This is a genomic window from Methanoregula sp. (assembly GCA_026625165.1).
Taxonomy (GTDB): domain Archaea; phylum Halobacteriota; class Methanomicrobia; order Methanomicrobiales; family Methanospirillaceae; genus MVRE01.
In genome coordinates, this window is the sequence record CP112999.1 from 424,059 (window position 1) to 447,888 (window position 23,830).

29 protein-coding genes and 1 tRNA gene are annotated in these 23,830 nt (G+C 51.1%); 27 read left to right on the forward strand and 3 right to left on the reverse strand.

The genetic code is table 11. The features are described 5' to 3' along the window. Nucleotides 1–17 precede the first annotated feature (17 nt). From OS112_02285 to OS112_02295, 3 genes are all read left to right on the forward strand, one after another. Nucleotides 18–1,547: an AMP phosphorylase gene (locus tag OS112_02285; protein WAC05474.1), complete on the forward strand. Its 1,530-nt coding sequence runs from the start codon at nucleotides 18–20 to the stop codon at nucleotides 1,545–1,547. A gap of 40 nt (nucleotides 1,548–1,587) precedes the next feature. Beyond that, on the forward strand, nucleotides 1,588–2,976 hold the full coding sequence (locus OS112_02290; GenBank protein WAC05475.1) for a PEGA domain-containing protein: 1,389 nt from the start codon (nucleotides 1,588–1,590) through the stop codon (nucleotides 2,974–2,976). A gap of 188 nt (nucleotides 2,977–3,164) precedes the next feature. Next, a complete protein-coding gene (locus tag OS112_02295) occupies nucleotides 3,165–6,062 on the forward strand; it encodes a VWA domain-containing protein (GenBank protein WAC05476.1) in 2,898 nt (965 codons plus the stop codon). Nucleotides 6,063–6,078: 16 nt separating this feature from the next. Here OS112_02295 and OS112_02300 read toward each other — a convergent pair. After that, a tRNA-Arg gene (locus OS112_02300) sits at nucleotides 6,079–6,150 on the reverse strand. 55 nt (nucleotides 6,151–6,205) lie between these two features. On the opposite strand from OS112_02300, the gene OS112_02305 reads away from it, so the two are divergent. Both OS112_02305 and OS112_02310 read left to right on the forward strand, forming a co-directional pair. After that, nucleotides 6,206–6,649, forward strand: coding sequence for a dCTP deaminase (locus OS112_02305; GenBank protein WAC05477.1), 444 nt, complete (start codon nucleotides 6,206–6,208; stop codon nucleotides 6,647–6,649). Next, nucleotides 6,646–7,596 carry an NrpR regulatory domain-containing protein gene (locus OS112_02310; GenBank protein ID WAC05478.1) on the forward strand — a complete coding sequence of 317 codons (951 nt, stop codon included), beginning with the start codon at nucleotides 6,646–6,648 and terminating at the stop codon, nucleotides 7,594–7,596. The genes OS112_02305 and OS112_02310 overlap by 4 nt, the downstream gene beginning before the upstream one ends. Here OS112_02310 and OS112_02315 read toward each other — a convergent pair whose 3' ends face one another. Then, the gene (locus OS112_02315; protein WAC05479.1) at nucleotides 7,597–9,786 is read right to left on the reverse strand and encodes a tubulin/FtsZ family protein; all 2,190 of its coding nucleotides are present in this window, start codon (nucleotides 9,784–9,786) and stop codon (nucleotides 7,597–7,599) included. Between the two features lie 381 nt (nucleotides 9,787–10,167). On the opposite strand from OS112_02315, the gene OS112_02320 reads away from it, so the two are divergent. Together OS112_02320 and OS112_02325 are read left to right on the forward strand one after the other, a co-directional pair. Further along, nucleotides 10,168–11,154, forward strand: coding sequence for a 5,10-methylenetetrahydromethanopterin reductase (locus OS112_02320; GenBank protein WAC05480.1), 987 nt, complete (start codon nucleotides 10,168–10,170; stop codon nucleotides 11,152–11,154). A 150-nt stretch (nucleotides 11,155–11,304) separates the two neighbouring features. Next, nucleotides 11,305–12,231, forward strand: coding sequence for a galactose-1-phosphate uridylyltransferase (locus OS112_02325; protein ID WAC05481.1), 927 nt, complete (start codon nucleotides 11,305–11,307; stop codon nucleotides 12,229–12,231). Nucleotides 12,232–12,251: 20 nt separating this feature from the next. On the opposite strand, the gene OS112_02330 is transcribed toward OS112_02325, so the two are convergent. Further along, a complete protein-coding gene (locus OS112_02330; protein ID WAC05482.1) occupies nucleotides 12,252–13,091 on the reverse strand; it encodes a F420-dependent methylenetetrahydromethanopterin dehydrogenase in 840 nt (279 codons plus the stop codon). 206 nt (nucleotides 13,092–13,297) lie between these two features. On the opposite strand from OS112_02330, the gene OS112_02335 reads away from it, so the two are divergent. From OS112_02335 to OS112_02430, 20 genes are all read left to right on the forward strand, one after another. Continuing rightward, complete coding sequence (locus OS112_02335; protein ID WAC05483.1) at nucleotides 13,298–13,702, forward strand: Tfx family DNA-binding protein; 405 nt, start codon at nucleotides 13,298–13,300, stop codon at nucleotides 13,700–13,702. 680 nt (nucleotides 13,703–14,382) lie between these two features. Further along, on the forward strand, nucleotides 14,383–15,396 hold the full coding sequence (locus OS112_02340; protein ID WAC05484.1) for a 50S ribosomal protein L3: 1,014 nt from the start codon (nucleotides 14,383–14,385) through the stop codon (nucleotides 15,394–15,396). Nucleotides 15,397–15,400: 4 nt separating this feature from the next. Further along, entirely contained in the window at nucleotides 15,401–16,147 is a 747-nt protein-coding gene (gene rpl4p / locus OS112_02345; GenBank protein WAC05485.1) for a 50S ribosomal protein L4, read from the forward strand. Further along, nucleotides 16,148–16,396 carry a 50S ribosomal protein L23 gene (locus tag OS112_02350; protein WAC05486.1) on the forward strand — a complete coding sequence of 83 codons (249 nt, stop codon included), beginning with the start codon at nucleotides 16,148–16,150 and terminating at the stop codon, nucleotides 16,394–16,396. A 9-nt stretch (nucleotides 16,397–16,405) separates the two neighbouring features. After that, nucleotides 16,406–17,122: a 50S ribosomal protein L2 gene (locus OS112_02355; GenBank protein WAC05487.1), complete on the forward strand. Its 717-nt coding sequence runs from the start codon at nucleotides 16,406–16,408 to the stop codon at nucleotides 17,120–17,122. A gap of 5 nt (nucleotides 17,123–17,127) precedes the next feature. Next, nucleotides 17,128–17,547 (forward strand): 30S ribosomal protein S19, encoded by a 420-nt coding sequence (locus OS112_02360; protein ID WAC05488.1) that lies wholly within the window; start codon nucleotides 17,128–17,130, stop codon nucleotides 17,545–17,547. Nucleotides 17,548–17,552: 5 nt separating this feature from the next. Continuing rightward, entirely contained in the window at nucleotides 17,553–18,017 is a 465-nt protein-coding gene (locus OS112_02365) for a 50S ribosomal protein L22 (GenBank protein ID WAC05489.1), read from the forward strand. After that, on the forward strand, nucleotides 18,017–18,715 hold the full coding sequence (locus tag OS112_02370) for a 30S ribosomal protein S3 (GenBank protein WAC05490.1): 699 nt from the start codon (nucleotides 18,017–18,019) through the stop codon (nucleotides 18,713–18,715). The genes OS112_02365 and OS112_02370 overlap by 1 nt, the downstream gene beginning before the upstream one ends. Further along, nucleotides 18,715–18,918, forward strand: coding sequence for a 50S ribosomal protein L29 (gene rpmC, locus OS112_02375; GenBank protein WAC05491.1), 204 nt, complete (start codon nucleotides 18,715–18,717; stop codon nucleotides 18,916–18,918). The genes OS112_02370 and rpmC overlap by 1 nt, the downstream gene beginning before the upstream one ends. After that, nucleotides 18,915–19,256, forward strand: a complete 342-nt coding sequence (locus OS112_02380) for a ribonuclease P protein subunit (protein ID WAC05492.1) — start codon at nucleotides 18,915–18,917, stop codon at nucleotides 19,254–19,256. The genes rpmC and OS112_02380 overlap by 4 nt, the downstream gene beginning before the upstream one ends. Further along, nucleotides 19,198–19,524 (forward strand): 30S ribosomal protein S17, encoded by a 327-nt coding sequence (locus OS112_02385; protein ID WAC05493.1) that lies wholly within the window; start codon nucleotides 19,198–19,200, stop codon nucleotides 19,522–19,524. Before OS112_02380 ends, OS112_02385 begins: the two co-directional genes overlap by 59 nt. Beyond that, nucleotides 19,521–19,919, forward strand: a complete 399-nt coding sequence (locus OS112_02390) for a 50S ribosomal protein L14 (protein ID WAC05494.1) — start codon at nucleotides 19,521–19,523, stop codon at nucleotides 19,917–19,919. The genes OS112_02385 and OS112_02390 overlap by 4 nt, the downstream gene beginning before the upstream one ends. A 10-nt stretch (nucleotides 19,920–19,929) precedes the next feature. Continuing rightward, nucleotides 19,930–20,295 (forward strand): 50S ribosomal protein L24, encoded by a 366-nt coding sequence (gene rplX, locus OS112_02395; GenBank protein ID WAC05495.1) that lies wholly within the window; start codon nucleotides 19,930–19,932, stop codon nucleotides 20,293–20,295. Continuing rightward, the gene (locus OS112_02400; protein WAC05496.1) at nucleotides 20,296–21,021 is read left to right on the forward strand and encodes a 30S ribosomal protein S4e; all 726 of its coding nucleotides are present in this window, start codon (nucleotides 20,296–20,298) and stop codon (nucleotides 21,019–21,021) included. It begins immediately after the preceding gene. A gap of 5 nt (nucleotides 21,022–21,026) precedes the next feature. Then, nucleotides 21,027–21,524, forward strand: a complete 498-nt coding sequence (locus tag OS112_02405) for a 50S ribosomal protein L5 (protein ID WAC06125.1) — start codon at nucleotides 21,027–21,029, stop codon at nucleotides 21,522–21,524. Further along, entirely contained in the window at nucleotides 21,524–21,679 is a 156-nt protein-coding gene (locus OS112_02410; protein ID WAC05497.1) for a 30S ribosomal protein S14, read from the forward strand. The genes OS112_02405 and OS112_02410 overlap by 1 nt, the downstream gene beginning before the upstream one ends. Nucleotides 21,680–21,691: 12 nt before the next feature. Beyond that, nucleotides 21,692–22,084: a 30S ribosomal protein S8 gene (locus OS112_02415; GenBank protein WAC05498.1), complete on the forward strand. Its 393-nt coding sequence runs from the start codon at nucleotides 21,692–21,694 to the stop codon at nucleotides 22,082–22,084. 9 nt (nucleotides 22,085–22,093) lie between these two features. Further along, nucleotides 22,094–22,618: a 50S ribosomal protein L6 gene (locus tag OS112_02420; GenBank protein WAC05499.1), complete on the forward strand. Its 525-nt coding sequence runs from the start codon at nucleotides 22,094–22,096 to the stop codon at nucleotides 22,616–22,618. A gap of 5 nt (nucleotides 22,619–22,623) precedes the next feature. Beyond that, the gene (locus tag OS112_02425; protein WAC05500.1) at nucleotides 22,624–23,385 is read left to right on the forward strand and encodes a 50S ribosomal protein L32e; all 762 of its coding nucleotides are present in this window, start codon (nucleotides 22,624–22,626) and stop codon (nucleotides 23,383–23,385) included. After that, complete coding sequence (locus tag OS112_02430) at nucleotides 23,378–23,830, forward strand: 50S ribosomal protein L19e (protein ID WAC05501.1); 453 nt, start codon at nucleotides 23,378–23,380, stop codon at nucleotides 23,828–23,830. Before OS112_02425 ends, OS112_02430 begins: the two co-directional genes overlap by 8 nt.

The following is a 23,830-nucleotide window of genomic DNA, read 5'->3' on the forward strand; positions in this document are numbered from 1 at the left end:
ACAGGGAGGTAGGATCTGTGGTAAAGTTCAGTGCAAAAGTCCTTGATATTGCAAAACGTGGTGTATTGCTCAACCGGCTCGATGCCCGCAACATTGGTGTTCTCGATGGTGACCGCGTCCAGGTAATCAACCTGGCAAATGGTGTATCAGTTACAGCCTTTGTTGATACAACAATCACTATCGCAGAGCAGGGTACCGTGGGTATTTATCGAATTACCAACGACAAGCTTGGCTTAAAAGATGGTGACGGCGGCATCGAAATACGGGAAGCAGGCAGACCTGCATCCCTTGAGTATATAAAAAAGAAGATGGATGGCAGCAGGCTGACAAAAGAAGAGATGAATGTCATTATAAAAGATGTGGTAAACGATGACATCTCTTCTGCTGAGCTCACCGCGTTCATCACCGCGTCTTATATCAACCCGCTCGACATGGACGAAGTTGAACATCTCACGAGAGCCATGGTGGATACTGGCGAGCAGATCAAATTTGCGTCCAAACCGATAGTGGATAAGCACTCAATAGGTGGAGTACCAGGGAATAAGATCTCACTTTTAGTCGTCCCAATCATTGCAGCAAGCGGGCTTAAGATACCAAAAACCAGTTCCCGTGCAATCACCGGTGCAGGTGGCACTGCCGATCTCATGGAAGTCCTTGCGTTTGTAGAATTCACTGCAAGCGAAGTCCAGCAGATGACAGAGAAGGTAGGAGCCGTGATTGTCTGGGGTGGTGCGACAAATATCGCACCTGCAGATGATCGCATCATCATCCAGGAATATCCATTCAGGATTGATGCACGGGGGCAGATGCTTGCCAGCGTCATGGCAAAGAAGTATGCCGTCGGAGCAAATCTGGTAATAATCGATATTCCCGTTGGCCAGCACACGAAGGTACCTTCCATGCAGGATGGCCGGAAACTTGCCCGGGAGTTTATCGAACTGGGCGAACGGCTCAATATGCGCGTGGAATGCGCTCTCACGTACGGGGATATCCCTGTAGGTTACAGCATCGGCCCGAAACTGGAGGTAATAGAAGCCCTGCGTGTCCTCGAAGGCGCCACGGAACCAAATTCATTTATCCAGAAAAGCGTCTCGCTTGCCGGAATAGCATTAGAAATGTCAGGAAAAGCCGCACAGGGAACCGGGGCATCAATGGCACAGGAGCTCCTCACCAGAGGAAAGGCGCTGGAAAAGTTCAAGAAGATCATCGAGATCCAGGGGGGCGATCCATCCATAAAATCCGGTGACATCACGCCCGGTGAACACCAGTTTGTCATTCACGCCCCAACTTCAGGTTACGTAATTGAGATGAACAACAAGTCCTTAATCACCCTCGCCCGGATAGCAGGAGCTCCCCATGATCGCGGAGCCGGGATACTCCTCCATGCCAAGAAAGGCAAGATGATCAAGACAGGAGAACCATTGTTCACCATCTATGCCGACCGGAGCTGGCGCCTGCAGAAAGCCATTGAAGAAGGGCGAAGGCTGATGCCGGTGCTTGTGGAAGGGATGCTCCTTGACCGTGTCCCGTCAGGCCGGTCATTTTGAACCGATGCGCTCAAATATGAGCAGGGGTGGATATTTACCTATGAATAAGCATCTGTTTCGTTTCCTTTTTGCTCTGCTGTTCGCATTCCTTCTTTGCGGAGCGGTACAGGCAACGATTCTCGAGCTCACCGTGCTCGACAATGTGGATAACACCTCGGTCTCCCATGCTACGGTCTTTGTTGATGGCTCAAACGTTGGAAGGACCAACAACATTGGCCAGTATTATATCACGCGTTCGGAGACCAACGACATCATGCTCCGTGTTTCGATGTCAGGGTTCGATGACTGGTCGAGCGTCGTGAAGAGTAATGTTACGTCCCTTACAGTCAACCTCATCCGGAAGAGCTTAAAGCTCAATGTCAATGTGCATGACAGCGATACGCTCTCGCCGATCCCAGATGCAGAGATAATCATCACTGCAGAGAATACCACATCAGCCCATAAAACGGATGCAAGTGGAACAGCAATGTTCAATGTAATGGGTGCAACCCTCTATGCCATCGAAATCAGGTCCACGAATTATCAGACCCGTACCGGGACCGTCGAGATCAGTTCTTCAGATGTTTCAGTTCAATATGCCCTCATGTCGGGAAACCGTTTCTCGTTTGTCGTAAAGGATCAGGATGATTTCCCAATCGAGAATGCTGAGGTCAGGATTGATAATGTCCTTGCAGGAAAAACAGATCCCCGTGGAATCCTGACAACGAAGGTGGGGCGGGGGAAAACCTATACCATTGAAGTTAAAAAAGACGGGTACCAGCCATATGTCATCACACGGTCGATTTCAGATACAGATGAATTGCTCACTGTGGCGATGTCAAAGGCACCAGTCGGGGCGTTCATTTATGTCGTGGATGAATCAAAATCCCCGGTAAATGATGCGGATGTGTACCTTAATGGCGAACGGGCCGGGTCAACGAACCAGTACGGGCGGTACATGCTCTCCAATGTTGTAGTAGGCAGTTTTACCGTTGAAGTAAGAAAGAACGGTCTTGTGACAACCCAGAAACAGATTAACGTTACCAAACAGGGTGATGAATTTACTCTTGAACTGCCCTTTGAAACGGTTGACCTGAAGGTCTTTGTTCAGGATAAAGATCAAAAGGTGGTCCCTGACGCAGCAATTCTCGTCAATAATGATAAACGGGGAGTCACCGATGATCACGGACAGATTATCACAAAAGTGAAACTGAATTCTGTATATAATGTTTCTGCAGTCAAGGAGGGATACCAGTCACAATCCGTTCAAAAAGAGATCAAACAAAGCAATGAAACGCCAACACTGACACTCACTTTGGAAAAGAACCTTGACTGGGGTTTCATCGGGCTTGTGGTTGCCGGTGCATTGGGTGTGCTGTTGATCTTCGGAATAATCAGGATCGGGCGTTCAAAGAAACGCCATCACATAATAAGAAGGAATGAAATTTAACCGATTTTCAATTTTATCCATTAATTTTTGTTATTATTCAATTTAAGTCTCAAATTTTGCTTTTTTTTTAAAAGAAAATTATATATAGTGGTGAAGTAAATTACTCACTCTGAGTGATGGGTATGTCCGGATGGAAGATACAATTATTGATTATTGGATTCATTCTGCTCATTGGCACTGCATCAGCAGTGATACCAACCAAAATCACCATAACCAGCAGTGCTGATTCGGATAGTCATAATGGGTGGCTCGTTGCCAACGGGGCCGACCAGACAACAATTACCATTAAGGTCGAGAACAATTCCCTCAGTCCTCCCCCTGTGCTGGAACCGGTCAGCCTCGCAAACGTGATTGTATCTGTTGATCCACTCTTTGGATCCCTGACTGATACAAACCTGGTGACAAATCCCTTAGGGGAAGCAACAACAATATTCACGACAAACAAGACTTCCACAGATGCCCTTGAACTAAATGTTACGGCATTCAATGCGGATGGTCAGATATGGGCAATAAAATTGATAAAAATCGATCATGATCAGGCATATTACGTATATTTCAGTTATGAGGACGAGGTGATCATCGATCAGACAACGCCTTTTATTGTCACATTGAGAGACCGGTGGGGAAACCCAGTTGATAATAAGAACCCCAATAAAATCCACACTGCCAGATTTCACATTTATCCACCCCCCGGGGGACTTGGCAACGGCGGGCTGAAAAATGCAACAACAGGATATCTTCCGGAAATTTCTGATATAACTGATATAACCGGTAATATTTCATTAACAGCGAAAGTTGACACGGTTGCCGGCGAGAATAATATCTGGATGGAACGTATTGAAAGCGTACCTGACCAGTATCCTTTCATTGTCGGGATTGCTGAGAGTGTTCCATTCTCCATCGATCAGGTATTTGATCCCACGGCAGTCCCCAATCCCTTTGTCCCGGCAGATAACGATAAAAAATTTACCATAAAATATACCCTTCATGACCAGTTCGGCAACCCGGCGGGAAATCAATCCGTATATATCTACACATCACTAGGGGAGAACCTTGGCAACATCACGACCAATTCGGTTGGAGAAATATGGGTAACGTACGGGCCGAGAAGCACAAGTGTTAACGCAAACATTACTGCAATTGCGCTTGCCAACACATCAGTCAGCTGTTTTAAAACCGTTGAGTTCAGGAGCACTGAACCGATAATGATGCTTGTATCGGCAAATCCTGAGACAATGCCGAGTCTCGATGTAAAGAGTGACATGGTAGCAGATATCAAAGCGAAGGTGATGGATATCAGCGGAAATCCAGTCGCCGGACAAACTGTGACATTTATAATGGGTGCACCAGCCTATGATGGAACCTACAATATTACCGGATTGCCATCCCTGCTGTCAGCAAGTGCCTTAACTGATGCCGATGGATACGGGACGGTACAGTTCGTACCAGGGTCATTTTCAACAGACCCGAGTGCCCTCCACTATAGCGAAACTGCGACAGGCAGTGTAGTAATTACAGCTACGTGGACTCCCCCCAACAGTACAACCCAAACCCAAACGGTGACGGTTTACTGGAAGAACTACCCGTATCTCAGTGTAAAGACATATGTCGTTCCCCAGAGTGTGGCGCTCAACGAAACGTTTGATGTCACCATCGAGCTCTATGGCGACGGCTATAAAATGGTGCAACACCCGATTGATGTGATGCTCACCTTTGACAGGTCCGGGAGCATGGCAGGGACAAAGCTCACCGATGCCAAGACTGCCTCGAAATCCTTTATTGACCAGATGAATGCAACCCGTGATAAAGTTGGGCTCTATGCATATAGTGATACATTTCTCTTGAGAAATTCACTCACAAGTGCGTTTGCCTCTGTAAAAACTAATATTGATGCATTGACCGCAAGTGGTTATACGGGAACCAGGAGAGCACTCAAGGAGTCGATCGATAATGTCATTGCCAACCGCAACCCGGATCCCGAATCTGTACAGGCTGTAATTCTTATGACAGATGGTGAGTATAACTATTATGGATGCCCGCTTGCACGGGGAATAGGGTACACACCAACATATGCTTGGACAAGCACGTATACCAACAGGCACACTTGGATCAACGGATTGGGTGGAACAACCGGAGGTACAGGGAACCCGAATCTGTTCACTCAGCAGAATATGTCAATCTATGCACGAGATAATAACATCAGGGTTTATTCGATCTCGTTTGGGAGCGGAATCACACCGGGTTCGGTTACGTGGAACACTTTAGAGGTCCTCTCTAATGCAACCGGGGCGAAACATTTCCATGCAGCAACCGGTGCTGACCTGCTGGATATGTATACCCTGATCGCCGGGGAGCTGAAAACGTCTGCAGGCGTGAACACCACAATGGAATTGAAATTTGACAATGTGTCCATTAATAACGTTTCTGTTCCCGGAGGCAATGCATTCAACTATACCTATGTTCCTGGAATATCCACCCATATCACCAATAATTCATATGACGGGACCATCGATCAGACTGCTGACTGGATGGACGACCAAAACCTCTACTTTGATATCGGCACTGTGCACCTGGAGGAATATTGGAGGGGAACATTCAGGCTCAGGGCGATTTATGCCCAAGGGGGCAATGTCAATATCTTTGGTGACAACTCCATCATCAGCTTCAATAACAATGAAGCGACCCTGAAAATGCCCCTGACATGGGTGACCATCATCCCAAACCTCACAAACATAGGGATCAATTCCACCACTCTTGACGTGTCCAATCTCCAATCCACAGCTCCCGGAGTCATCAAGGATTTCATCCCGCTCCAGTGGGAGATCAATTATGATGGCAACGAGACGGTGACCGAACGGATCTCATATTCAAATAATGGCGGACTTACATGGGTGCTTTTCGATACAAACTACATCACCAAAGGTACCTTTACTGATTACTCCAGCCTGGACGTCCGTCTGCTGCCTCCCGGTGAATACTGGATCCGGGTGGATGCAAGCGCCCCAGATGCACCCAATGACCGGGAGACCCTTATTGCCCCGGTTACAGTTGGAACTGCCGGGCGTTCCTATATCAAACTCGAATAATTTTTATAAAAACGAGCGGACCCAGCGGGAATCGAACCCGCGTCCTTGGGTCCGAAGCCCAAGAGGATATCCTCTACCCCATGGATCCTTCTGCATCGTTTCTCATCAAAAGTTATTAAGCGTTTTCTCCCATATTCTATTGAATGATCCTCTCCGGTACTGAAATGCGCAACCGCCTTGGGGACAACTGTCTGCAGGGGAATCTGGTGATACGACCCTACAGTGACGATTGCCAGCAACCCGCTTCATATGATCTCCGTGCGAGTGACAATGTCATCCTTCATAAGGGCGCCTGTACACTCGTTTCCAGTCTGGAATGGGTGGAATTATCAGGAGATCTGGCCGGAACGCTCCGTTGCCGGTCATCACTGGGACGGAAGGGCATACTGCTCGGTGCTGGTTTCGTAGACCCCGGCTTTCGGGGGCAGCTGACGTTGTGCCTGACAAATTTAGGAACTGCAGATCTGGAGATTCACCGGAATGAACGTATAGTACAGATGGTCCTTCACGAAGTAAGGGGGGGGACCCGGCTCTACAATGGTCGTTATCAGGACAGCAAAGGAGTTGTGGGGGCGCACCAATCATGATTCGTACCGAGCGGAAATATATCGAGATTCTGAGAATTTTAAAGGAGCACCGGGATCCTGTCGGGGCAAAGCGGCTCTCGGAACTGATGGCGGAACGCGGGTTCATCCTGAGCGACCGTGCGGTTCAGTATTATCTCAGTTATCTCGATACGATGGGTTTTACGGAAAAGATCGGCAACCAGGGCAGGGTACTGACTCCGGCAGGATTCCAGGAGACCGATAATGCACTTGTCGATGACCGCATTGGTTTTATAATCTCAAAGCTCGAGCGTCTGGCATACCGAAGCACATTTGATCCTGTAACCGGGACCGGAGATGTAGCGTACAACCTTTCGGTTGTTCCTGAAGGATCGCTGGACCGCATCCGTGCAGCTTTTGACGAGGTTATAAAAACTGGATGCGGTTTCTTTTCCTCATATCGAATTATCGACCGTGACCCGCGGATTCCTGATGGCTTTGTGGGGCTTATCACAATCTGCAGCATCTCGATGGATGGCGTCTTTCAACGGAACGGAGTCCCGGTAAAGATGGCGTACGGGGGAAGGCTTGAGATTATCCACGGGACACCAAGACGGTTTGTTGACCTGATCGGTTATCGGGGGACAACCATTGATCCGCTCGAACTGTTCATATCTTCAGGACTCACATCGGTCAACAGCTACTGCAGAACAGGGACGGGTATTGCGCTCGCCAACGTGCGCGAAGTTCCTGCATCTTCGCAGAACCAGGTACAGGAGATCATCGGGCAGATGAACAAGTCGGGTTTTATTTTTCCTGTGAAGATGGGAAACCCGGTATTCAACCTTCCGCACAACCCATACCGGCTCTCGATTGTTGCGTTCAGTGGTCTTAACTTCATCGGCAACGTAGTGGAGCAGGGGTTCGAAATCAAAACCGAGATTGGTGCCGGGAATATCCCGTTTGCCAGAGTGATGGAGACGAACTGATCATCTTACCCAGCTGGCATCATCGTCACCAGACCCTTTTTTTCCCTGTTTTTTTGATGATAGCTCGTTTTCCTTTGGCCGTCCGGCAAGTTTGATGTCCGAAACAATGTCATCTTTTTCTCTGGACTCCCGTTCGCGATGAAGGTTTGTATGCAGGAGTGCATCATCCCTGACAACCTGCGGAATATCTTTTAACTTGAATATCTCCTGCTCAAAGATCCCATCTTTTTTTCGGGTGGGAGCCTGCCGGATCCAGTCATCGATACTAACGGTCTGATCGTTTTGCGGGGTTTCTGCACCGGACTCGCGGTCTTTTTGAGAGGTCTTATTCTCAGGAACCTTATTGTCGTGGGATGCCTCATCACCCTTTTTTTGAAGCACGATTTTTTTTGAGTCCTGCTTTTTATGGATCACATGACGTGAACCCGGGACCGGATCAGTTTTTTTTGGAGCCGCCTTATCAGCATCACTTGTCATGGGCTGATTTGAGGCCGCACCTGTTTCCGGTATTTTCCGGAGATGCCGATCCAGTTTTGTGTCCCGTCCTGTTATTGCCATCAACCGCTGCTTCTGCAGTTCCTTCTCAATCTTTTTTCGCTCCTGCTCTTTGAGTCTGGCACGGTCATCCAGAGACACCGGAATTTTATCCGGCAAATGGGGTGATTGCTGGGAAGCAAGTATCTTTTTTACAGGTATTGGCGCTCCTTTATCAGATGCCGGAATGGTGCCTTTAACCGGAGTCATCTCATATGGTTTATTAATGATTAAACGGCGCTGGCGCTGGACGGTTACCGGCTTGGTTTTTATTGGTTCTGGACGAGATCCCTCCACGGAATCCCTTGAATGCAGTGATGGGGGGGAAACTTCCTCAGATTTATCCGGTATTTTGTTTTTAGGAACGGAGATCATCTCGTCCCTGAGAACTGACGACCGGTGAGCCGTACCGGATGAAGCTGCAACAGGCCCTTTGCCGGAATTCTCACTGCTGACCGCAATTTCACCGGGTGACTGTTCCGCTTCAAGGTGTTGATTATACTGGGTGCGGATCTCTTTGATCTCCGAGATACGTGGAATATTTTCAAGCCCGGTCAGCATAATGATGATCGCAACAAATCTGGTGCTGGTCACCGGATAGTCGCCGGATCTCGTCTCAAGTCCGGCAATGCTGCGGTCGATCCATTTACGCACGGTCATATATCCTTTGAGGGAAAGCTCATGGGAGGGTCCCGCGATCAGCACGAGGGCTTTATGTGCGCTGGTCAGATCACAGGGCGTGGAGATCTCATGGTAGATTGCCTGCTTAGCCAGTTCCACGATCCTCGAGGCTCTCTTCTGGTGCTCATCGGCAAAAAAACCGGTCGGACGCAATTTCGAAAGAAAATCCAGGGGGTTTTGGGGGATTTGTTCAACGGCATATCCAATGGTGATAAAACCCATACCCTTCATCGTATTCAGGACTTCACCGGAATCAAGGACCACTTCTGCCAGTTCAATCCCCCCGTCCGCTTTAAATTCCCCTGCCCGGAGTATGAGGCTGATCCTCCTGACAATGGCATCATTGAGCAGGGAGTACATCTTCTGAACCGGGGATAGTACCCGGTCCGGCTTTTTTTTGAACCCCAATCGTGCTGCAAACTCCTCATCCTCATGCGCAAGGGTTTTCTGCTTGGATTTGATCTTTTTGTACCATGTCTCGTTATCAAAGAGGATTATCCCGTCAAGCATGGGAGACAGCATTTCAATATCGTCTGCAGCTTTTGCTGAGCATTGCTCCCCCTCAGAAAGGCATGGCAGCGTGACAAGCCCGAAGATCGGCTCCACCATCGAAGAACGAAGCGCTGCAATAATATGGGATGCAGAGTCAACAATCGCGCCCCCCAGCCCGGCACAGATAAATATTGCATCGGTTTCACCCGTTGCCATTGTCTGGACGCGTGCAGTCACCTCTGCAATGTCAATGGTTGCTGATGTCCCGGTATCCGGAGAGTCCTGCGGACTGGTGATGTCGATGGGAGGGAAATAAATCTTGGACGATTCTGGAAGCCCGGTGAGTTGTGAGAGGCTGTCGGAATCGACGTCGACAGCAAGCGCCTGAACGCACACCACCTTGCTGCTCCGACGGTCTGTGCGGTAGAGCACATCCACAATTCTCCCCCCTGCCCCGCCAAGGCCAATCGCCAGGATCCGCATATCAGACGCCGCTTATGGTACTGGTAAATTTACCCGAATTTCGTGTTAAATTATTGGTTGGTATTAGTTCAATATCTTATAGGATTTGACATCGGGATTTAATGTTTCGATCAGGCCGGAGTCAAAAGGTATTAAAAGGATTACTGCAGCCCGGAACATGAGAAAAATTAATTTTATACGATCGGTCAAATAACCTTCAAACTTCCTATCGAACCATGAAATCTTCCTGCGTTCATCTCCGATACAACGATCGAATTAAAAAATCCGACAAGAAAATCAGGCCTTTTTGTCTGATTTGACCATAATCAAGCGCCACATACAAAATTAAATGATAATTTATTTAAGTGCGTGTACGGTAATACTCCATGAGGTGAACTAGCCTTGTCATATGGAATTGAATTTGTCCCAGGAAATGTCAATGTGAAGCAAGTTGTCAACTTCTGCAAACTTGCAGAGTCTAAGGACATCGACTTCGCATGGATCACAAACCACTACAACAACCGCCACTGCTACCCCACCCTCGCCGCAATCGCGCAGGCAACATCGACCCTGAAGATGGGTCCGGGTATCATGAACTCATTTACCGACACTCCCGCCGCAATGGCATCCTTCTTCTGCACACTCAACGAAATCTCTGACGGGCGTGCAGTCCTCGGTATCGGCCCCGGTGACCTCTCGACGCTCCCGAAGCTTGCGATCAACGCTGAAAAGCCGGTTGCCCGCCTCGAGGAGGCAGTCATACAGATCCGGAAGCTCTGTGCCGGTGAGGAAGTTAAAAAGTCCGGTATGAAGTTCTTCGATTACGATGGTGCCAAGCTTACCGGTGTCAACCTGCCAGGCAAGAAAGGAGTGCCAATTTACATTGGTGCACAGGGACCTAAGGTTCTTGAACTCGCCGGAAAAGTCGGTGACGGTGCACTGATCAACGCATCCAACCCCAAGGACTTCCAGATCGCCATCCCGATCATCAAGAAGGCAAGCGATGCAGCAGGCAAGAAGACCTTTGATGTCGGTGCATACACTGCGATGTCGATCGACCAGAGCGAGAAGAAGGCACGCAATGCTGCAAAGATTGTTGCAGCATTCATCGCAGCCGGCTCCCCGCCGGAACTGCTCACCCGTCATGGTCTTGACCTCAACAATGTCGCAAAGATCAAGGCGGCACTCGGAAAGTTCGACTTCAAGACGGTCGGAGAACTTGTCGGAGACAAGGAGATTGATGCATTCACCATTGCAGGAACTCCTGAAATGGTCAAGGCAAAGTGCGCAGACCTCACCAAGGCCGGCGTCACCCAGATCATCTTCGGTTCACCACTCGGTCCCGACATGACCAACTCCATCCGCCTCCTCGGCAAGTACGTTGTATAATCTTATTGTACAACCTGCCGGATCGGCTGCAGGGCGATACTGCCAATCATGGTAATATCCCCCAATCTTTTTTATTTCTTTGAAAAATTCCAAGGCAATTACATGAAAAATGCTATCTTGATATCGGACGATAACAGAAGATGAGAGGACATGTTTACGGTTCGGGAGATTCCCGTCATGGGAGGGGGAATACTGCAGGAACGAAAAGAACTGTATACCGGGCTCCGGTGCAAAATAAGCCCTGAACGATTAAAACGCCATATCAACCTGTCTGTTCACGTGCCTGCTGATTCTGCCGGTTGCCCGTTCTGCCCCGATCAAGTCCTGGCCGTTACACCTACATTCTCTGATAAAAAACGTGTAATTAAAGGTGAGAGTGTCACCTTCCCCAATCTCTTCCCGTTTGCCCAGTGGCATACCGTTACGGTGATAACTAAGGCCCACACTGTCCTTGAATTCTCGCATCGCCAGATTGCCGATGCTCTCTCAGCACAGATCGAGACCCTCCGGCGTTTCGATGGATACCCAAGCATCAACTGGAATTTTTTACCATCAGCCGGAGCCAGTCTCGTACACCCCCATATGCAGGCACTCTCTGACAGGCGCCCGTCAGCGATTGCAGAACGGTACCTCAGTGCAAGCAAGCGCTACCGCAGCACCCATGGCGAATCGTACTGGGAGGCTGTCAGAAGACAGGAACGAGGTTCGGAAAGGTACCTTTTTGGGGATGAGATCCTCTGGCACGCCCACGCGGTCCCGTTGGGCGAAAAAGAGGTGCGTGGGATCCTCACGTTATCCGAAATCGGCGAACTTGAGAATTATGTCGAAGAGCTGTCAAATGATATTCTCACAGTGATCTCACTTTACGAAAAACTCGGAACACATGCGTTCAACATGGCACTCTTTTTGGATAAAGCGGGTGGGGATCACGGATTTTGTGCATTTTGCTCGTTTATCTCCCGCATCAACCCGAATCCCCTGTCAACAAGCGATTCGGCGTTTATGGAGCGCCTGCACCTGGAGCCGGTGATCCTGACCCTCCCGGAGGATCTTGGCAGGTACTACAGGAATAAATAAAAAAAAGGGTTCGGATTAATTTACTCGAATTTTGCGACGAGTTTGTTCTTGGATACGATCACGCCGTCTTTCTTGTGCGGCTTGCGGATTACGCCATCGCATCCCTTCTCAATCTCGCGGGCTTCATCACAGAGTACTGCTGCAACTTTCATCATCTCGTGCGCACTGGCAACGATCGGGATGTACTTCTCCCATTCCTTGGTCATGAAGCATCCCTTTACATTGACCATTGCGACTGCTGTTGCAATCTCATAGGCAGCGCGTGCTTTTGCAAGTGCGTAAGGGTTGGTGAACTCGCCGTCGACTGCCTTGTCTGTGGTCATGATAATCTTGGGGAGCTCAAGGGCATCGCCCTTCTTACCTGCCTTGACCTGATCGATGACTTTGTCAATTCCCTGCTGAAGCTTGCGGAAGGCACCGGTGAGGGCGAGAACCTTCACAAGGTTGCCGTTGTAGTCTGCCATCTCGACGGGATCGAGGAACTCTCTGCGGGCACCGATCATGGCGTCGGCTTTCATGATGATGTAGCCGAACTTGCTTGCCTTGATGCCCTCCCATTCCTTCTTGGTGGTCACATCATCGGTGATGACGATGCAGGGAATACCTGCTGCGGCAAGCGCCTCGCGTGCACCGGTTGGGCCGGGAAGCACACCATTTGGGGAAACAACAATACAGAAGTCCGGTTTCCATGCCTTCATGTTGGATACGACACGGTCAATATCCTCCGGCTGGAGCTTTGTACCGCTCGTTGCCATGAATGTCTGCATATCTTCACGGTCTGCTCTCTCATCAAGGAGCAGTTCGGCCATTACACCGCTTGCAATATTGCCTAATTTGGCAACTCCGACTTTAACAACCATCGTTTACACCTCGTTTTGTAACACGATATTATGACCGAGTTTCGATATAAAGATTTTGAATTGACCTTTCCTCGTGACGCTTTCGTGAAAAATTAATATTTTTTTGATTTTTAAAAAAAAATTGCACGGATTTTTTGCGGCTTATAAAAAAACTGCATTTTAAAGTTAACAAAAAGTGTTTAAATTTTGCGTGTTGATCAGATAGTATGAAAGACGGGTTACTCACCGAACGGCAGATGGAGGTGTTGAGGTACCGCAAACAGGGATTGACCCAGCAGCAGATCGCCGACATCATTGCTACCTCAAAGGCAAATGTCTGTACAATCGAAAAATCTGCAATGGAAAATATCCGCCGGGCAAAGGAAACACTTGATTTCCTGTACACACTCGACTCGACTCATCTCTGTACAATTCCTTCCGGCACCGATCTCTTTGATGTGCCCATATTGATCTTCTCAGAAGCGGAGAAGATAAATATCAAGGTAAAATACGATACGATATCACTCATCAACCATATGAGGGAGTCCCGCCCGAAAAGCTACAAAGGACGGTCACTTTCGGAAAATATCGATGTGTACATTACCAATACCGGGGATATTTATTTCGGATAAGCAACCCGCAGATATCCGGAAATCAGGGTTGAAGAGATGGGATTATACCCGTTGTTCAACAAGGGGGATTCAACACCTTCCGGTCTGGGTTGCACCATGAGGATATCTTTATAATGTTTTTTATACAATAATTAAGGAAGCCGATATGAAGAAGTCCTATGGGCTGGTGCAGGGGATCTCCTCCTGCATCAGATCCTGACGGCGGGCTTTGGGATCAGGATATCAGATCCCGCACTGCCGGAGGATTTCTTTGATTGGTGAACTCCGTGCATATAATATGGGCGGAAAAGCCGAGAAGGAGTTGTGATCCGTCACAACGGGCTGACAAGGTAGGTCTGACAACAGCGCATGGGTGGACGTCAATAAGACGAGCCTGTTCCTCTGGGTGCCGGCGTGCAAACCCAAAAAGGATGCGTTATCGTCAGGATCTCTTTCGCGAGACAGGAATGCCGGTTTGTCCGGCAGTTCCAGAACCGGGCGAGGTTTAAACATCGTCAGGCATTGGTGGAAGCGCACCATTAGAATGGCTGTGCCACCTGTCTGACAAAAGATCAGGGATCGCCCCGGTTCCGCGTGTTGGCGTCTGTAATGAGCGTAAAAAAATACACTCATTCTCGGAATATTAACAGTTCGTAACGAATTGAGAAAAACCTACACGCATTATAAGGATTGATAAATTCATGCCAAAGATTAACAGACCACGCAGGGGTTCGCTTGCATACAGCCCGAGAACACGTGCAAAGAGCCCGATCCCCAGATACCAGTCATGGCCTGCCTACGATGGTGCGCCTATTCTGCAGGGGTTTGCCGGCTATAAAGTAGGTATGACGCATGTGATCATGGTGGACGACCATAAGGACAGTCCTACTGAGGGCAAAGAGATCATGGTGCCTGTTACCGTGATCGAGGTCCCTGCCATGAAGATCGCAGCAATCCGTGCCTATTCACGGGATACGTATGGAAAGCATGCGCTGACCGAAGTCTGGTCGGAGCAGCTCGACGACGTGCTCGGCCGCCGAATCACCTTGCCAAAGGACTATAACCCCGAAAATGCCAGAAAGGCGCTCACCGATGCAATCGCGGCAGGAAAAGTCGCGGAACTCCATGCTGTCATGTACACCCAGCCGGTCACCCTCACAGGAGTGCCCAAAAAAGTGCCCGACCTCATGGAGATCAAGGTTGCCGGGGGGGCGATCGACAAGCAGTTCGAATTTGTCATGGGCCTGCTCGGAAAAGAGGTGAACCTGACAAATGTTATCCAGATCGGAACATATGCAGATATCACCGCGATCACAACCGGAAAGGGGACGCAGGGTGCAGTAAAGCGCTGGGGCATCATGCTGCGCAAGCGCAAACACTCCCGCGGGAAAAAGGAGCGGCACATCGGCACACTCGGCCCGTGGAACCCGCACCACGTCCGCTGGGAAGTCCCGCAGATGGGGCAGATGGGGTTCCAGCAGCGCACCGAATTCAACAAGCGCATCCTGAAAATCGGGGAGAACGGAAGCGAGATTACACCAGCCGGAGGTTTCCTCCACTATGGTGTGCTCAACAGCCCGTATGTCCTGATCAAGGGGTCCATCCCGGGCCCCGCCAAGAGACTGGTGCGTATCCGTCCCGCAATCCGGCAGGGCGAACATATTGTCCGAATGCCTACGGTCCAGCACGTGAGCGTCCAGAGCAAACAGGGGTGATCACATGAAAGCACAGGTTAAAACCATTGAAGGCGGAGTTTCACGGGATATTGATCTCCCTGTCATGTTCACAGAGGAGTTCCGTCCAGATCTGATTAAAAAAGCGGTCATGGCACTCCAGAGTACCCGCAGACAGCCTCACGGGACATATCCCTATGCAGGTATATGTTCCTCTGCAGTCGGCTGGGGAAGCGGGCGTGGTTCATCGCACGTACCCCGAATCAAGAACGGTTCGCGCGCTGCCAAAGTCCCGCAGGCAAAGGGTGGGCGGGAAGCACACCCGCCGGTTGTTGCAAAAGTGCTCATCAAGCAGATCAACCAGAAGGAAAAACAGAAGGCGTTCCGGTCAGCAATTGCAGCGAGTGTGCAGGAAGAACTCGTCCGCAAACGGGGGCACCTCTTTGAAGGGGCAGTGCCGGTTGTTTTTGAGGACAAGTTCGAGACCCTCAGCCGCACACAGGACGTCATCTCAGCGCTCACCGCAGCCGGTGTGTTCCAGGATGTCGAGCGGGCAAAGGAGAGCAAAAAAGTCCGTGCAGGCAGGGGCAAGATGCGCGGTCGCCGGTACAAGCAGCGCAAGAGCCTGCTCATCGTAACTTCCGGCTCACCCCTGCGTTCCGCACGCAACCTTGCCGGTGTCGATGTCGTAACAATCGACCAACTCAACGTCGAACACCTTGCACCGGGTATGCAGGCAGGAAGGCTCACAGTCTGGACGGAAAGTGCGCTCACAAGGCTGGAGGGGAGATAAATGATCCTCAAGTATCCATTTGTCACGGAAAAGGCAATGGTCCTGCTCGAGAACCAGAGTAAACTCCAGTTCCTTGTCCGCAGGGAAGCGACCAAGACCCAGATCAAGCGCGAGATCGAGAAAGCGTTCGACCAGAAAGTGACCAGCATCCGCACCCTCATGAATACCCATGGGGAGAAAAAAGCGATCGTGAGTTTCGAGAACGAAAAAGCCGCAGAGGAGATCCTCAGCCGGCTCGGTATTATGTAGGTGGGAACCATGGGACATCGTATTACAACTCAGAGCAGAGGCAAAGGAGGGCCGACATACCGTGCACCATCCCACCGGTATAAGGCAGAACTCCGGCATATCGGGGATGGCTCTGCCACGGTGAACGGCTCGGTGATCGATATCGAGCACGATCCGGCGCGCAATGCGCCGATAGCACTCGTCAGGCTCGAAGACGGAAAAAAGACATACATGCTTATCACAGAAGGCATTGGTGTCGGGGCAGCCGTCGCATGGGGTGCGGATGTTGAAGTAAAGAATGGCAACACCCTGCCCCTTGAGAATATCCCGACAGGCTCGTATATCTGCAACATCGAATCCCGGCCAAACGATGGCGGCAAGTTCGTCCGCTCCTCCGGAGTGCAGGCAATCGTTGTCGACAAGACCTCCGACCGTGTCGGCGTCCGGATGCCGAGCGGCAAGACAAAATGGTTCAGTTCCCAGTGCCGGGCGACCATAGGCATTGTTGCAGGCGGGGGACGCGTTGAGAAACCGTTCGTAAAAGCCGGCAACAAGCACCATAAGATGAAAAATACCGCGTCCAACTGGCCCCGCGTTCGCGGGGTTGCAATGAACGTGATCGACCACCCGTTCGGTGGTGGCGGTCACCAGCACACCGGTCGCCCCAAGACGATCGCACGCGGCACATCTCCCGGAAGGACGGTAGGACACGTGGCTGCACGCAGGACAGGTAAGAGCAGGAAGTGATTGGTATGGCAGCACCCAGAAAGACACAGAAAAGGATGCCCCGGCGGCGTGAAGAGTTCACCTACCGCGGGTACAAGATTGACGAGCTGAAAGCGATGGGGTTGACTGAACTCCTTCCTATCATGCCAGCACGTGCACGCCGCAAGGTGGTACGAGGCCTTTCCCGCGGCGAAGAGACGCTCCTTGGAAAGATCCGCGATGGTGACCAGAAGATCCGGACCCACCTCCGCGACATGATCGTCCTGCCGGAGATGGTGGGAAGGACAATCGAGATTTATACCGGCAAGGAATTTGTAAAAGTTGAGTTCCAGCCGGAGTCGGTTTTCCACTACCTTGGTGAGTTTGCACTGACACGAAAGAGGGTTACCCACGGTTCCGCAGGTATCGGAGCAACGAGGGGCAGCAAGTACGTTCCGCTGAAGTGATGGACATGGCACGAATTGCATATTCACAAAAACTGGAGGGCGAAAACTTCGCCCGTGGAAAGGCAAACGAGCTTTCCATATCGCCCAAACATTCGATAGAGATTGCCAGTTACATCAGGCACAAGCGGATAAACGACGCGATCGCGTATCTATCCGATGTCATCGCGCTGAAAAAAGCAATCCCGTTCCGGCGGTTCAACCGGAATGTAGCGCACAAACGCGGACTTCCCGACAAATGGGATGCAGGCAGATACCCGGTCAAGGCATCAAAAGCGTACATCCGGCTGCTTGAATCGGTCAAGAAAAATGCAGAATACCTCGGTCTCGATGCAGAGAAACTCGAGATCGTCCTTGTTACTGCAAACCGCGGGAGGGCTCAGAAAGCCTTCTTCCCCCGTGCCATGGGTCGTGCTACCCCTAAGGTTCGTGAAACCGTCAACATCGAGATTGTGGCAAAAGAGGTGGCGTAATGGCCGTGGAAAGGAAATTTATCGCAGAAGGTGTCCGGAAAGCCCGCGTGGAGAAGTACCTGACCAAGGAACTGAAGCGTGCGGGATACGGCGGCATGGATATTGCCAGGACTCCGCTTGGAACTCAGGTCACGATCTTTGCGGAAAAACCCGGAATCGTGATTGGGAAGGGCGGAAAGCTGGTCCACCAGCTGACCCAGGACCTTGCCCAGAAGTACAATGTCGAATCCCCCCAGATCGAGGTCCAGCAGGTGGCAAACCCATCTTTTAACGCCCAGATCATGGCGGAAAGGCTCGCAAACGCTCTTGAGCGGGGCTGGTACTTCCGCAAAGCGGGAACCAGCATCCTGCGCCGGGTCATGGACTCCGGTGCACTGGGATGCCAGGTCATTATCGCCGGTAAACTTACCGGTGCACGTGCGAGGACCCAGAAGTTCACCGAGGGGTACATCAAGCACTGCGGTGAACCCAGCAACACAATTGTCGAAAAGGGCTACGCGGTTGCGATCAAGAAACTCGGTGTCATCGGCGTGCAGGTCAAGATCGTCCCCGCCGGTGCAAAACTTCCGGACCACTTCGAGGTCATCGAGCAGGAGAAGGCAAAACCGGCACAGAAGGGCGTTGTCCCTAAAGCCGGTAATGATGCAGACGATGAACCTGCTCTCCCCGATGATATCGATCACGTGGAGGGACGGTAATGGCGATATTCAGGGCAAAGGATGTCCAGCAGCTTTCTGATGTCGAACTGCAGGAACAGATGGGAAAGCTCCGCATGGAGCTCGTCCAGCATTACGGCAAGGTGAGCGCCGGGGGAGCAACGGAAAACCCCGGGCATATCCGTGAATTACGCAGGACGATTGCCCGCATGATGACCGAGCAGAACCGCAGGAGAACTGCATGATCTCTGTCCAGAACATCCTGTCCCACGAATTGATCGGGCTTGATGTTCTGGTAGTTGCCGCGAGCAACCCCACTCATATCGGGGTGAACGGAACCATCATCGATGAGACAAAAAATATGCTTGCCATCAGGACAGTGCGGGGGTTCAAACAGATCCCCAAACGGCACAGCATATTCCGCATACACCTTCCCGAAGGCCGGATTGTTGAGATCGATGGATCAGTAATCTCGCTGGCTCCTGAAAAGAGGATCAACCTGCAAATCAAAAGAGGATACCATAATGGCACTAAACATAGGATTGAACGTCCCGGCTCCAAAACAGGAATGCAAGGACGTTAATTGTCCGTTTCACGGCAGTTTACCGGTGCGCGGCCAGGTGATCACCGGTAAAGTCGTGAGCGATCGTATGATGGGAACGGTCGTAGTTGCACGTAACTACCTGCACTACGTCCGGAAATACAAGCGGTACGAAAAACGCAGCTCAAAGATCCATGCGCACAATCCCCCCTGCATTCAGGCAAAGGTTGGCGACATGGTAAAGATTGCTGAATGCCGTCCGCTCTCGAAAAGCACGACCTTTGTCGTTGTGGAGGTCGGGCAGCAATGAAGGCAAAGCAGTCCAAGACTCCCCGCGCACTTGCCACAGGGACGAGACTTGCCTGCGCCGATAATACCGGTGCCAGAACAGTGCAGATCATCTCTGTCTTTGGATACCATGGTGTCCGGCGCCGCCAGCCCAAGATGGGGCTGGGCGATCTCGCGACAGTGAGCGTGCAGAAAGGCACACCCGACATGCGCCGCAAGCTCGTGCGGGCCGTGGTCATACGGCAGAAAAAAGAGATGCGCAGACCAAACGGGCTCCGGGTCTCTTTCGAGGACAACGCTGTCGTAGTAGTCGATGAAAAGAACGAACCAAAGGGAACCGAGATCAAAGGACCAGTCGCACGCGAAGTGGCAGAGCGGTTCCCGAAACTTGGCTCCATGGCCACCATCATCGTATGAGGTAAAAAGCATGGTACGAATTGAAAGCCACCAGCCAAGAAAACAGAGAAAGGCGAGGTACACGGCGGCATCACACGAAAAGACAAAATTTTTAAACGCACCGCTCTCGCCTTCCTTAAAAGAGAGATACGGAAAAAAGACCCTGCGTGTGGTCAAGGGCGATACGGTCAAACTGACCCGTGGGGATTTTACCGGGGACGAGGGGGTTGTTGATCTGGTCGATACCGGAAAAGCAAAACTTGTTGTCCACGGCGTATCTTCAACCAAAGCCGACGGTACTGAAGTGCCCCGGGTAGTCGATGCATCCAAGGTCCAGATCACGAAGCTGAACCTGAATGACAAACGCCGCGAAGAGAAACTGGGGGAGGGAAAATAGATGTCTGACCACCTGAAGCGACTCAATGCCCCGGACTCGTGGCATATTGCAAAAAAGACCAACACGTTCATCACAAAGACGTCCGCGGGTCCGCACAATGCGAACGCGCTGCCGGTAGCGGTCTGGCTCCGGGACCGGATGGGTTTTGCCCGGACGATGAAAGAAGTCAAACAAATACTTGCCCAAAAAGATCTCATTATTAATGGCAAACCATGCAGGGACCCGAAGATGGGAATCGGGATCTTTGACGTAATCGCGTTCCCGAAGATCCAGAAATATTACCGGATCCAGAGGGATGACCACGGACGGCATGCTTCTGTGGAGATCAGCCCTGAAGAGGCAAAAATCCGGCTGAGCAAGATCCGGAACAAGACAATTATTTCCGGGGGGCGTGTCCAGCTCAACCTCAGGTTCGGTGCCAATATCATTGCCGATAACACCTATAAACCCGAAGACACGGTGGTCCTGTCGCTTGAACCCGAAACAAGGTTTAAAATTATTGATCATTTCCCGTTCGCAAAAGGCAACATGGCAATGATCATCGGCGGAAGGCACTCCGGTAAAGTTGCACGGATTGTTGAAATTGTCAAGACTTCGGGCAGCGTCCCGAATAAGGTCATCCTTGAGGACGAAGCGACCAAGAGCCGGTTCGACACCATTCTCCCGTATATCTATATGGTAGGAAGGGAAAAACCCGCAATCACAAACCAGGGTGGTGAACAGTGACCGCAATGCGTGATATCTATGTCGATAAGGTTGTTGTCCACATGGGAGTCGGCGAAAGCGGCGAAAAGCTCGTCAAGGCCGAGGAGATCATGAAGACGATCACCAAACAGACCCCGGTAAGAACCATTGCAAAGAAGACCCAGCCGGCGTTTTCCGTAAGGAAGGGGGCACCGATCGGGTGCAAGGTGACACTGCGCGGAAAGCACGCACAGGAGTTTGTCAGGACGTCGTTGGGTATCATCGAGAGGATCCTGTTTGAGAACCAGTTCGACAAAAGCGGTAACTTCTCGTTTGGTATCGAGGAGCACACGGATTTCCCCGGCATGTCATATGATCCGCAGATCGGCATCTATGGCATGGACATCAACGTTGTCCTTGAGCGGAGGGGCATCCGGATCACCCGCCGGCGCACTGAGCAGAAGAAGCTCCCGGAAAAGCAGCGCGTGAAAAAAGCGGATGCGATTGAATTCCTCAAACATAACTTTCTGGTGGAGGTGCGCTGATGGCAGGAGAGAGAAAAAAGAAATACGGGCGTGGTGCGAGCGAATGCAAGATGTGCGGGCGCAAACAGGGACTTGTGCGCAGGTACCACATCATGTTCTGCAGGCAGTGCTTCCGCGAATGGGCCCCGAAAATGGGCTTTAAGAAAATGAGCTGAGGGTGAAACAACATGACACGTTCAAATCCAACAGCAGACGGGATGTGCACCCTCAAGAACGCCGGGGATACCGGAAAGTCTGAATGCACCATCGAGCCCGCAAGCAAACTTCTGGGCGCCATGCTGCGCATAATGCAGGAATCCGGCTATATAAAAGGTTTCGAATTTGTTGAAGATGGCAGGGGCGGGCAGCTAATCGTGCACCTGACCGGAAAGATCAACAACTGCGGTGCGATCTCACCGCGGTTCTCGGTTCAGCTTGAGGAAATGGAATACTGGGAGAAACAGTACCTGCCGGGTAAAAACTTCGGTATTCTCATGCTCTCCACATCTCGCGGCGTCTTGTCACACGAACAGGCGAGAAAAGAGGGCATCGGCGGGGAACTCCTCGGGTATGTCTATTGAGGTGGGGACATGACAACAGTACGGAAAATCAAGATCCCCGAGGGGGTCAAAGTTCATCTGGACGGCCCCATGCTCAAAGTAACAGGGCCCAAAGGACAACTCGAGCGTAATGTCCGGTTCCCGCAGGTGACCGTAACAAGCGACGGAAAAGAAGTTATTATTGCCACGGAATCAGGGAAGAAGGCGATCATCGCCATGGTCGGCACCTTTGAGGCGCACACCAAGAATATGTGCAAAGGGGTCCTGAACGGATTCGAATACCACATGAAAGTTGTGTACAGCCACTTCCCCATCCAGCTCAAACTGCAGGGCAGCAGACTTGAGATCAACAATTTCCTCGGTGAGAAAAAGGCGCGGTATGCAAAGATCGAGCCCGGAGTTACAGCAAAGGTTGCAAGCGACGAGGTCATCCTGACCGGCATCAACCGTGAGCTGGTCGGCACGACAGCGGCAAACATTGAACATGCCACACACATCCGGGACCGCGACCCGCGTGTGTTCCAGGATGGCATATTTATCGTTCAGAGGGGCTGAATCCAATGGCAGACGAAATTAGGCGACTGATTCAGGTCAGAACCCAAAAAGGTGCGAGGTTCAAGCGCGATGGTTTTGGCAAGAAATCGCAGCTCTCCGATTCGTGGAGAAAGCCCCGCGGGCAGCACAACAAGCAAAGGGAGCAGAAAAAGGCAAAAGGCAACCTCCCTAAGCCCGGATTTGGCAGTCCGGTTGCAGTCCGCGGCATGCACCCGAGCGGTTTCTACGAGGTGCTGGTACATTCCACCGACGACCTTGAAGGACTGGATGCAAAGACACAGGCTGTCCGGATTGCTGCAAAGGTTGGAAACCGCAAACGTGCAGGAATTCAGGAAAAAGCCCTGTCAGCAGGTCTGAAGATCCTCAATGCACGGGAGACCACTTCCTCTTTAAAGAAAACACCGGCCGCACCAGTAAAGGCAAAGGAAGAGAAACCCTCAAAGAAAGAACACGAGAAAACGGCAAAGCCAAAACCCGCCAAAAAAGCAAAAGAGGCTCCCAGGGCAAAGGAAGAGAAGAAAGCACCGGCAAAACCTGATTCAAAAAAGACCGTAAAATCCGGGACGGCAGAAGAGAAGCCAAAGAAGGCAAAAACACCAAAAATCCAGAAAGCAAAGGCTGAAGCCGCGCCAGAGGAAAAACCCAAAAAATCCTCAAAACCAAAGTCTGAGTCTGCAAAAGGGACGAAGACAAAACCCAAGGCTGCGTCAAAACCGGCCACGAAACCTAAGAGAAAGGCCGGCACAGAGGTGAAGGACAATGAGTGATCTTGCCAGTCAGAAGCGTATCGTCGCAGCAGTCCTCAAATGCGGTGTGAACCGGGTCTGGTTTGACCCCGAACGACTCTCCGATATTGAAAACGCCATATCACGCGAAGACCTGCGGGTGCTTGTTAAGGAAGGCGCAATCAAAGCGCGCCAGAAAACAGGTGTGAGCCGCGGCAGGGCACGGGCAAAGATTGCAAAGCGATCTTACGGGCACTGCAAGGGGCCCGGTCGGCGGAAGGGCGCAGCAGGCGCCCGCCATCCCGGCAAGCGGTCATGGATCCAGAAGATCCGCGCAATCAGAAAAGCACTGGTTGCGCTCCGCGAAGCCGGGACCATCGACCCGCACATGTACCGGATTCTCTACCGGAAAGCAGCCGGCGGACAGTACAGGAGTGTCGCACACATGAAAGCGCAAATGGAGATTCTCTCCGGGAGGATGAAGTAA

Excerpts from the sequence above, each read along its gene's own strand:
- OS112_02290 (WAC05475.1), top strand. The coding sequence starts at position 1,588 with ATGAATAAGCATCTGTTTCGTTTCCTTTTTGCTCTGCTGTTCGCATTC.
- OS112_02305 (WAC05477.1), top strand. The coding sequence starts at position 6,206 with ATGATCCTCTCCGGTACTGAAATGCGCAACCGCCTTGGGGACAACTGT.
- OS112_02310 (WAC05478.1), top strand. The coding sequence starts at position 6,646 with ATGATTCGTACCGAGCGGAAATATATCGAGATTCTGAGAATTTTAAAG.
- OS112_02315 (WAC05479.1), bottom strand. The coding sequence starts at position 9,786 with ATGCGGATCCTGGCGATTGGCCTTGGCGGGGCAGGGGGGAGAATTGTG.
- OS112_02325 (WAC05481.1), top strand. The coding sequence starts at position 11,305 with ATGTTTACGGTTCGGGAGATTCCCGTCATGGGAGGGGGAATACTGCAG.
- OS112_02330 (WAC05482.1), bottom strand. The coding sequence starts at position 13,091 with ATGGTTGTTAAAGTCGGAGTTGCCAAATTAGGCAATATTGCAAGCGGT.
- OS112_02335 (WAC05483.1), top strand. The coding sequence starts at position 13,298 with ATGAAAGACGGGTTACTCACCGAACGGCAGATGGAGGTGTTGAGGTAC.
- OS112_02340 (WAC05484.1), top strand. The coding sequence starts at position 14,383 with ATGCCAAAGATTAACAGACCACGCAGGGGTTCGCTTGCATACAGCCCG.
- rpl4p (WAC05485.1), top strand. The coding sequence starts at position 15,401 with ATGAAAGCACAGGTTAAAACCATTGAAGGCGGAGTTTCACGGGATATT.
- OS112_02350 (WAC05486.1), top strand. The coding sequence starts at position 16,148 with ATGATCCTCAAGTATCCATTTGTCACGGAAAAGGCAATGGTCCTGCTC.
- OS112_02355 (WAC05487.1), top strand. The coding sequence starts at position 16,406 with ATGGGACATCGTATTACAACTCAGAGCAGAGGCAAAGGAGGGCCGACA.
- OS112_02360 (WAC05488.1), top strand. The coding sequence starts at position 17,128 with ATGGCAGCACCCAGAAAGACACAGAAAAGGATGCCCCGGCGGCGTGAA.
- OS112_02365 (WAC05489.1), top strand. The coding sequence starts at position 17,553 with ATGGCACGAATTGCATATTCACAAAAACTGGAGGGCGAAAACTTCGCC.
- OS112_02370 (WAC05490.1), top strand. The coding sequence starts at position 18,017 with ATGGCCGTGGAAAGGAAATTTATCGCAGAAGGTGTCCGGAAAGCCCGC.
- rpmC (WAC05491.1), top strand. The coding sequence starts at position 18,715 with ATGGCGATATTCAGGGCAAAGGATGTCCAGCAGCTTTCTGATGTCGAA.
- OS112_02380 (WAC05492.1), top strand. The coding sequence starts at position 18,915 with ATGATCTCTGTCCAGAACATCCTGTCCCACGAATTGATCGGGCTTGAT.
- OS112_02385 (WAC05493.1), top strand. The coding sequence starts at position 19,198 with ATGGCACTAAACATAGGATTGAACGTCCCGGCTCCAAAACAGGAATGC.
- OS112_02390 (WAC05494.1), top strand. The coding sequence starts at position 19,521 with ATGAAGGCAAAGCAGTCCAAGACTCCCCGCGCACTTGCCACAGGGACG.
- rplX (WAC05495.1), top strand. The coding sequence starts at position 19,930 with ATGGTACGAATTGAAAGCCACCAGCCAAGAAAACAGAGAAAGGCGAGG.
- OS112_02400 (WAC05496.1), top strand. The coding sequence starts at position 20,296 with ATGTCTGACCACCTGAAGCGACTCAATGCCCCGGACTCGTGGCATATT.
- OS112_02405 (WAC06125.1), top strand. The coding sequence starts at position 21,027 with ATGCGTGATATCTATGTCGATAAGGTTGTTGTCCACATGGGAGTCGGC.
- OS112_02410 (WAC05497.1), top strand. The coding sequence starts at position 21,524 with ATGGCAGGAGAGAGAAAAAAGAAATACGGGCGTGGTGCGAGCGAATGC.
- OS112_02415 (WAC05498.1), top strand. The coding sequence starts at position 21,692 with ATGACACGTTCAAATCCAACAGCAGACGGGATGTGCACCCTCAAGAAC.
- OS112_02420 (WAC05499.1), top strand. The coding sequence starts at position 22,094 with ATGACAACAGTACGGAAAATCAAGATCCCCGAGGGGGTCAAAGTTCAT.
- OS112_02425 (WAC05500.1), top strand. The coding sequence starts at position 22,624 with ATGGCAGACGAAATTAGGCGACTGATTCAGGTCAGAACCCAAAAAGGT.
- OS112_02430 (WAC05501.1), top strand. The coding sequence starts at position 23,378 with ATGAGTGATCTTGCCAGTCAGAAGCGTATCGTCGCAGCAGTCCTCAAA.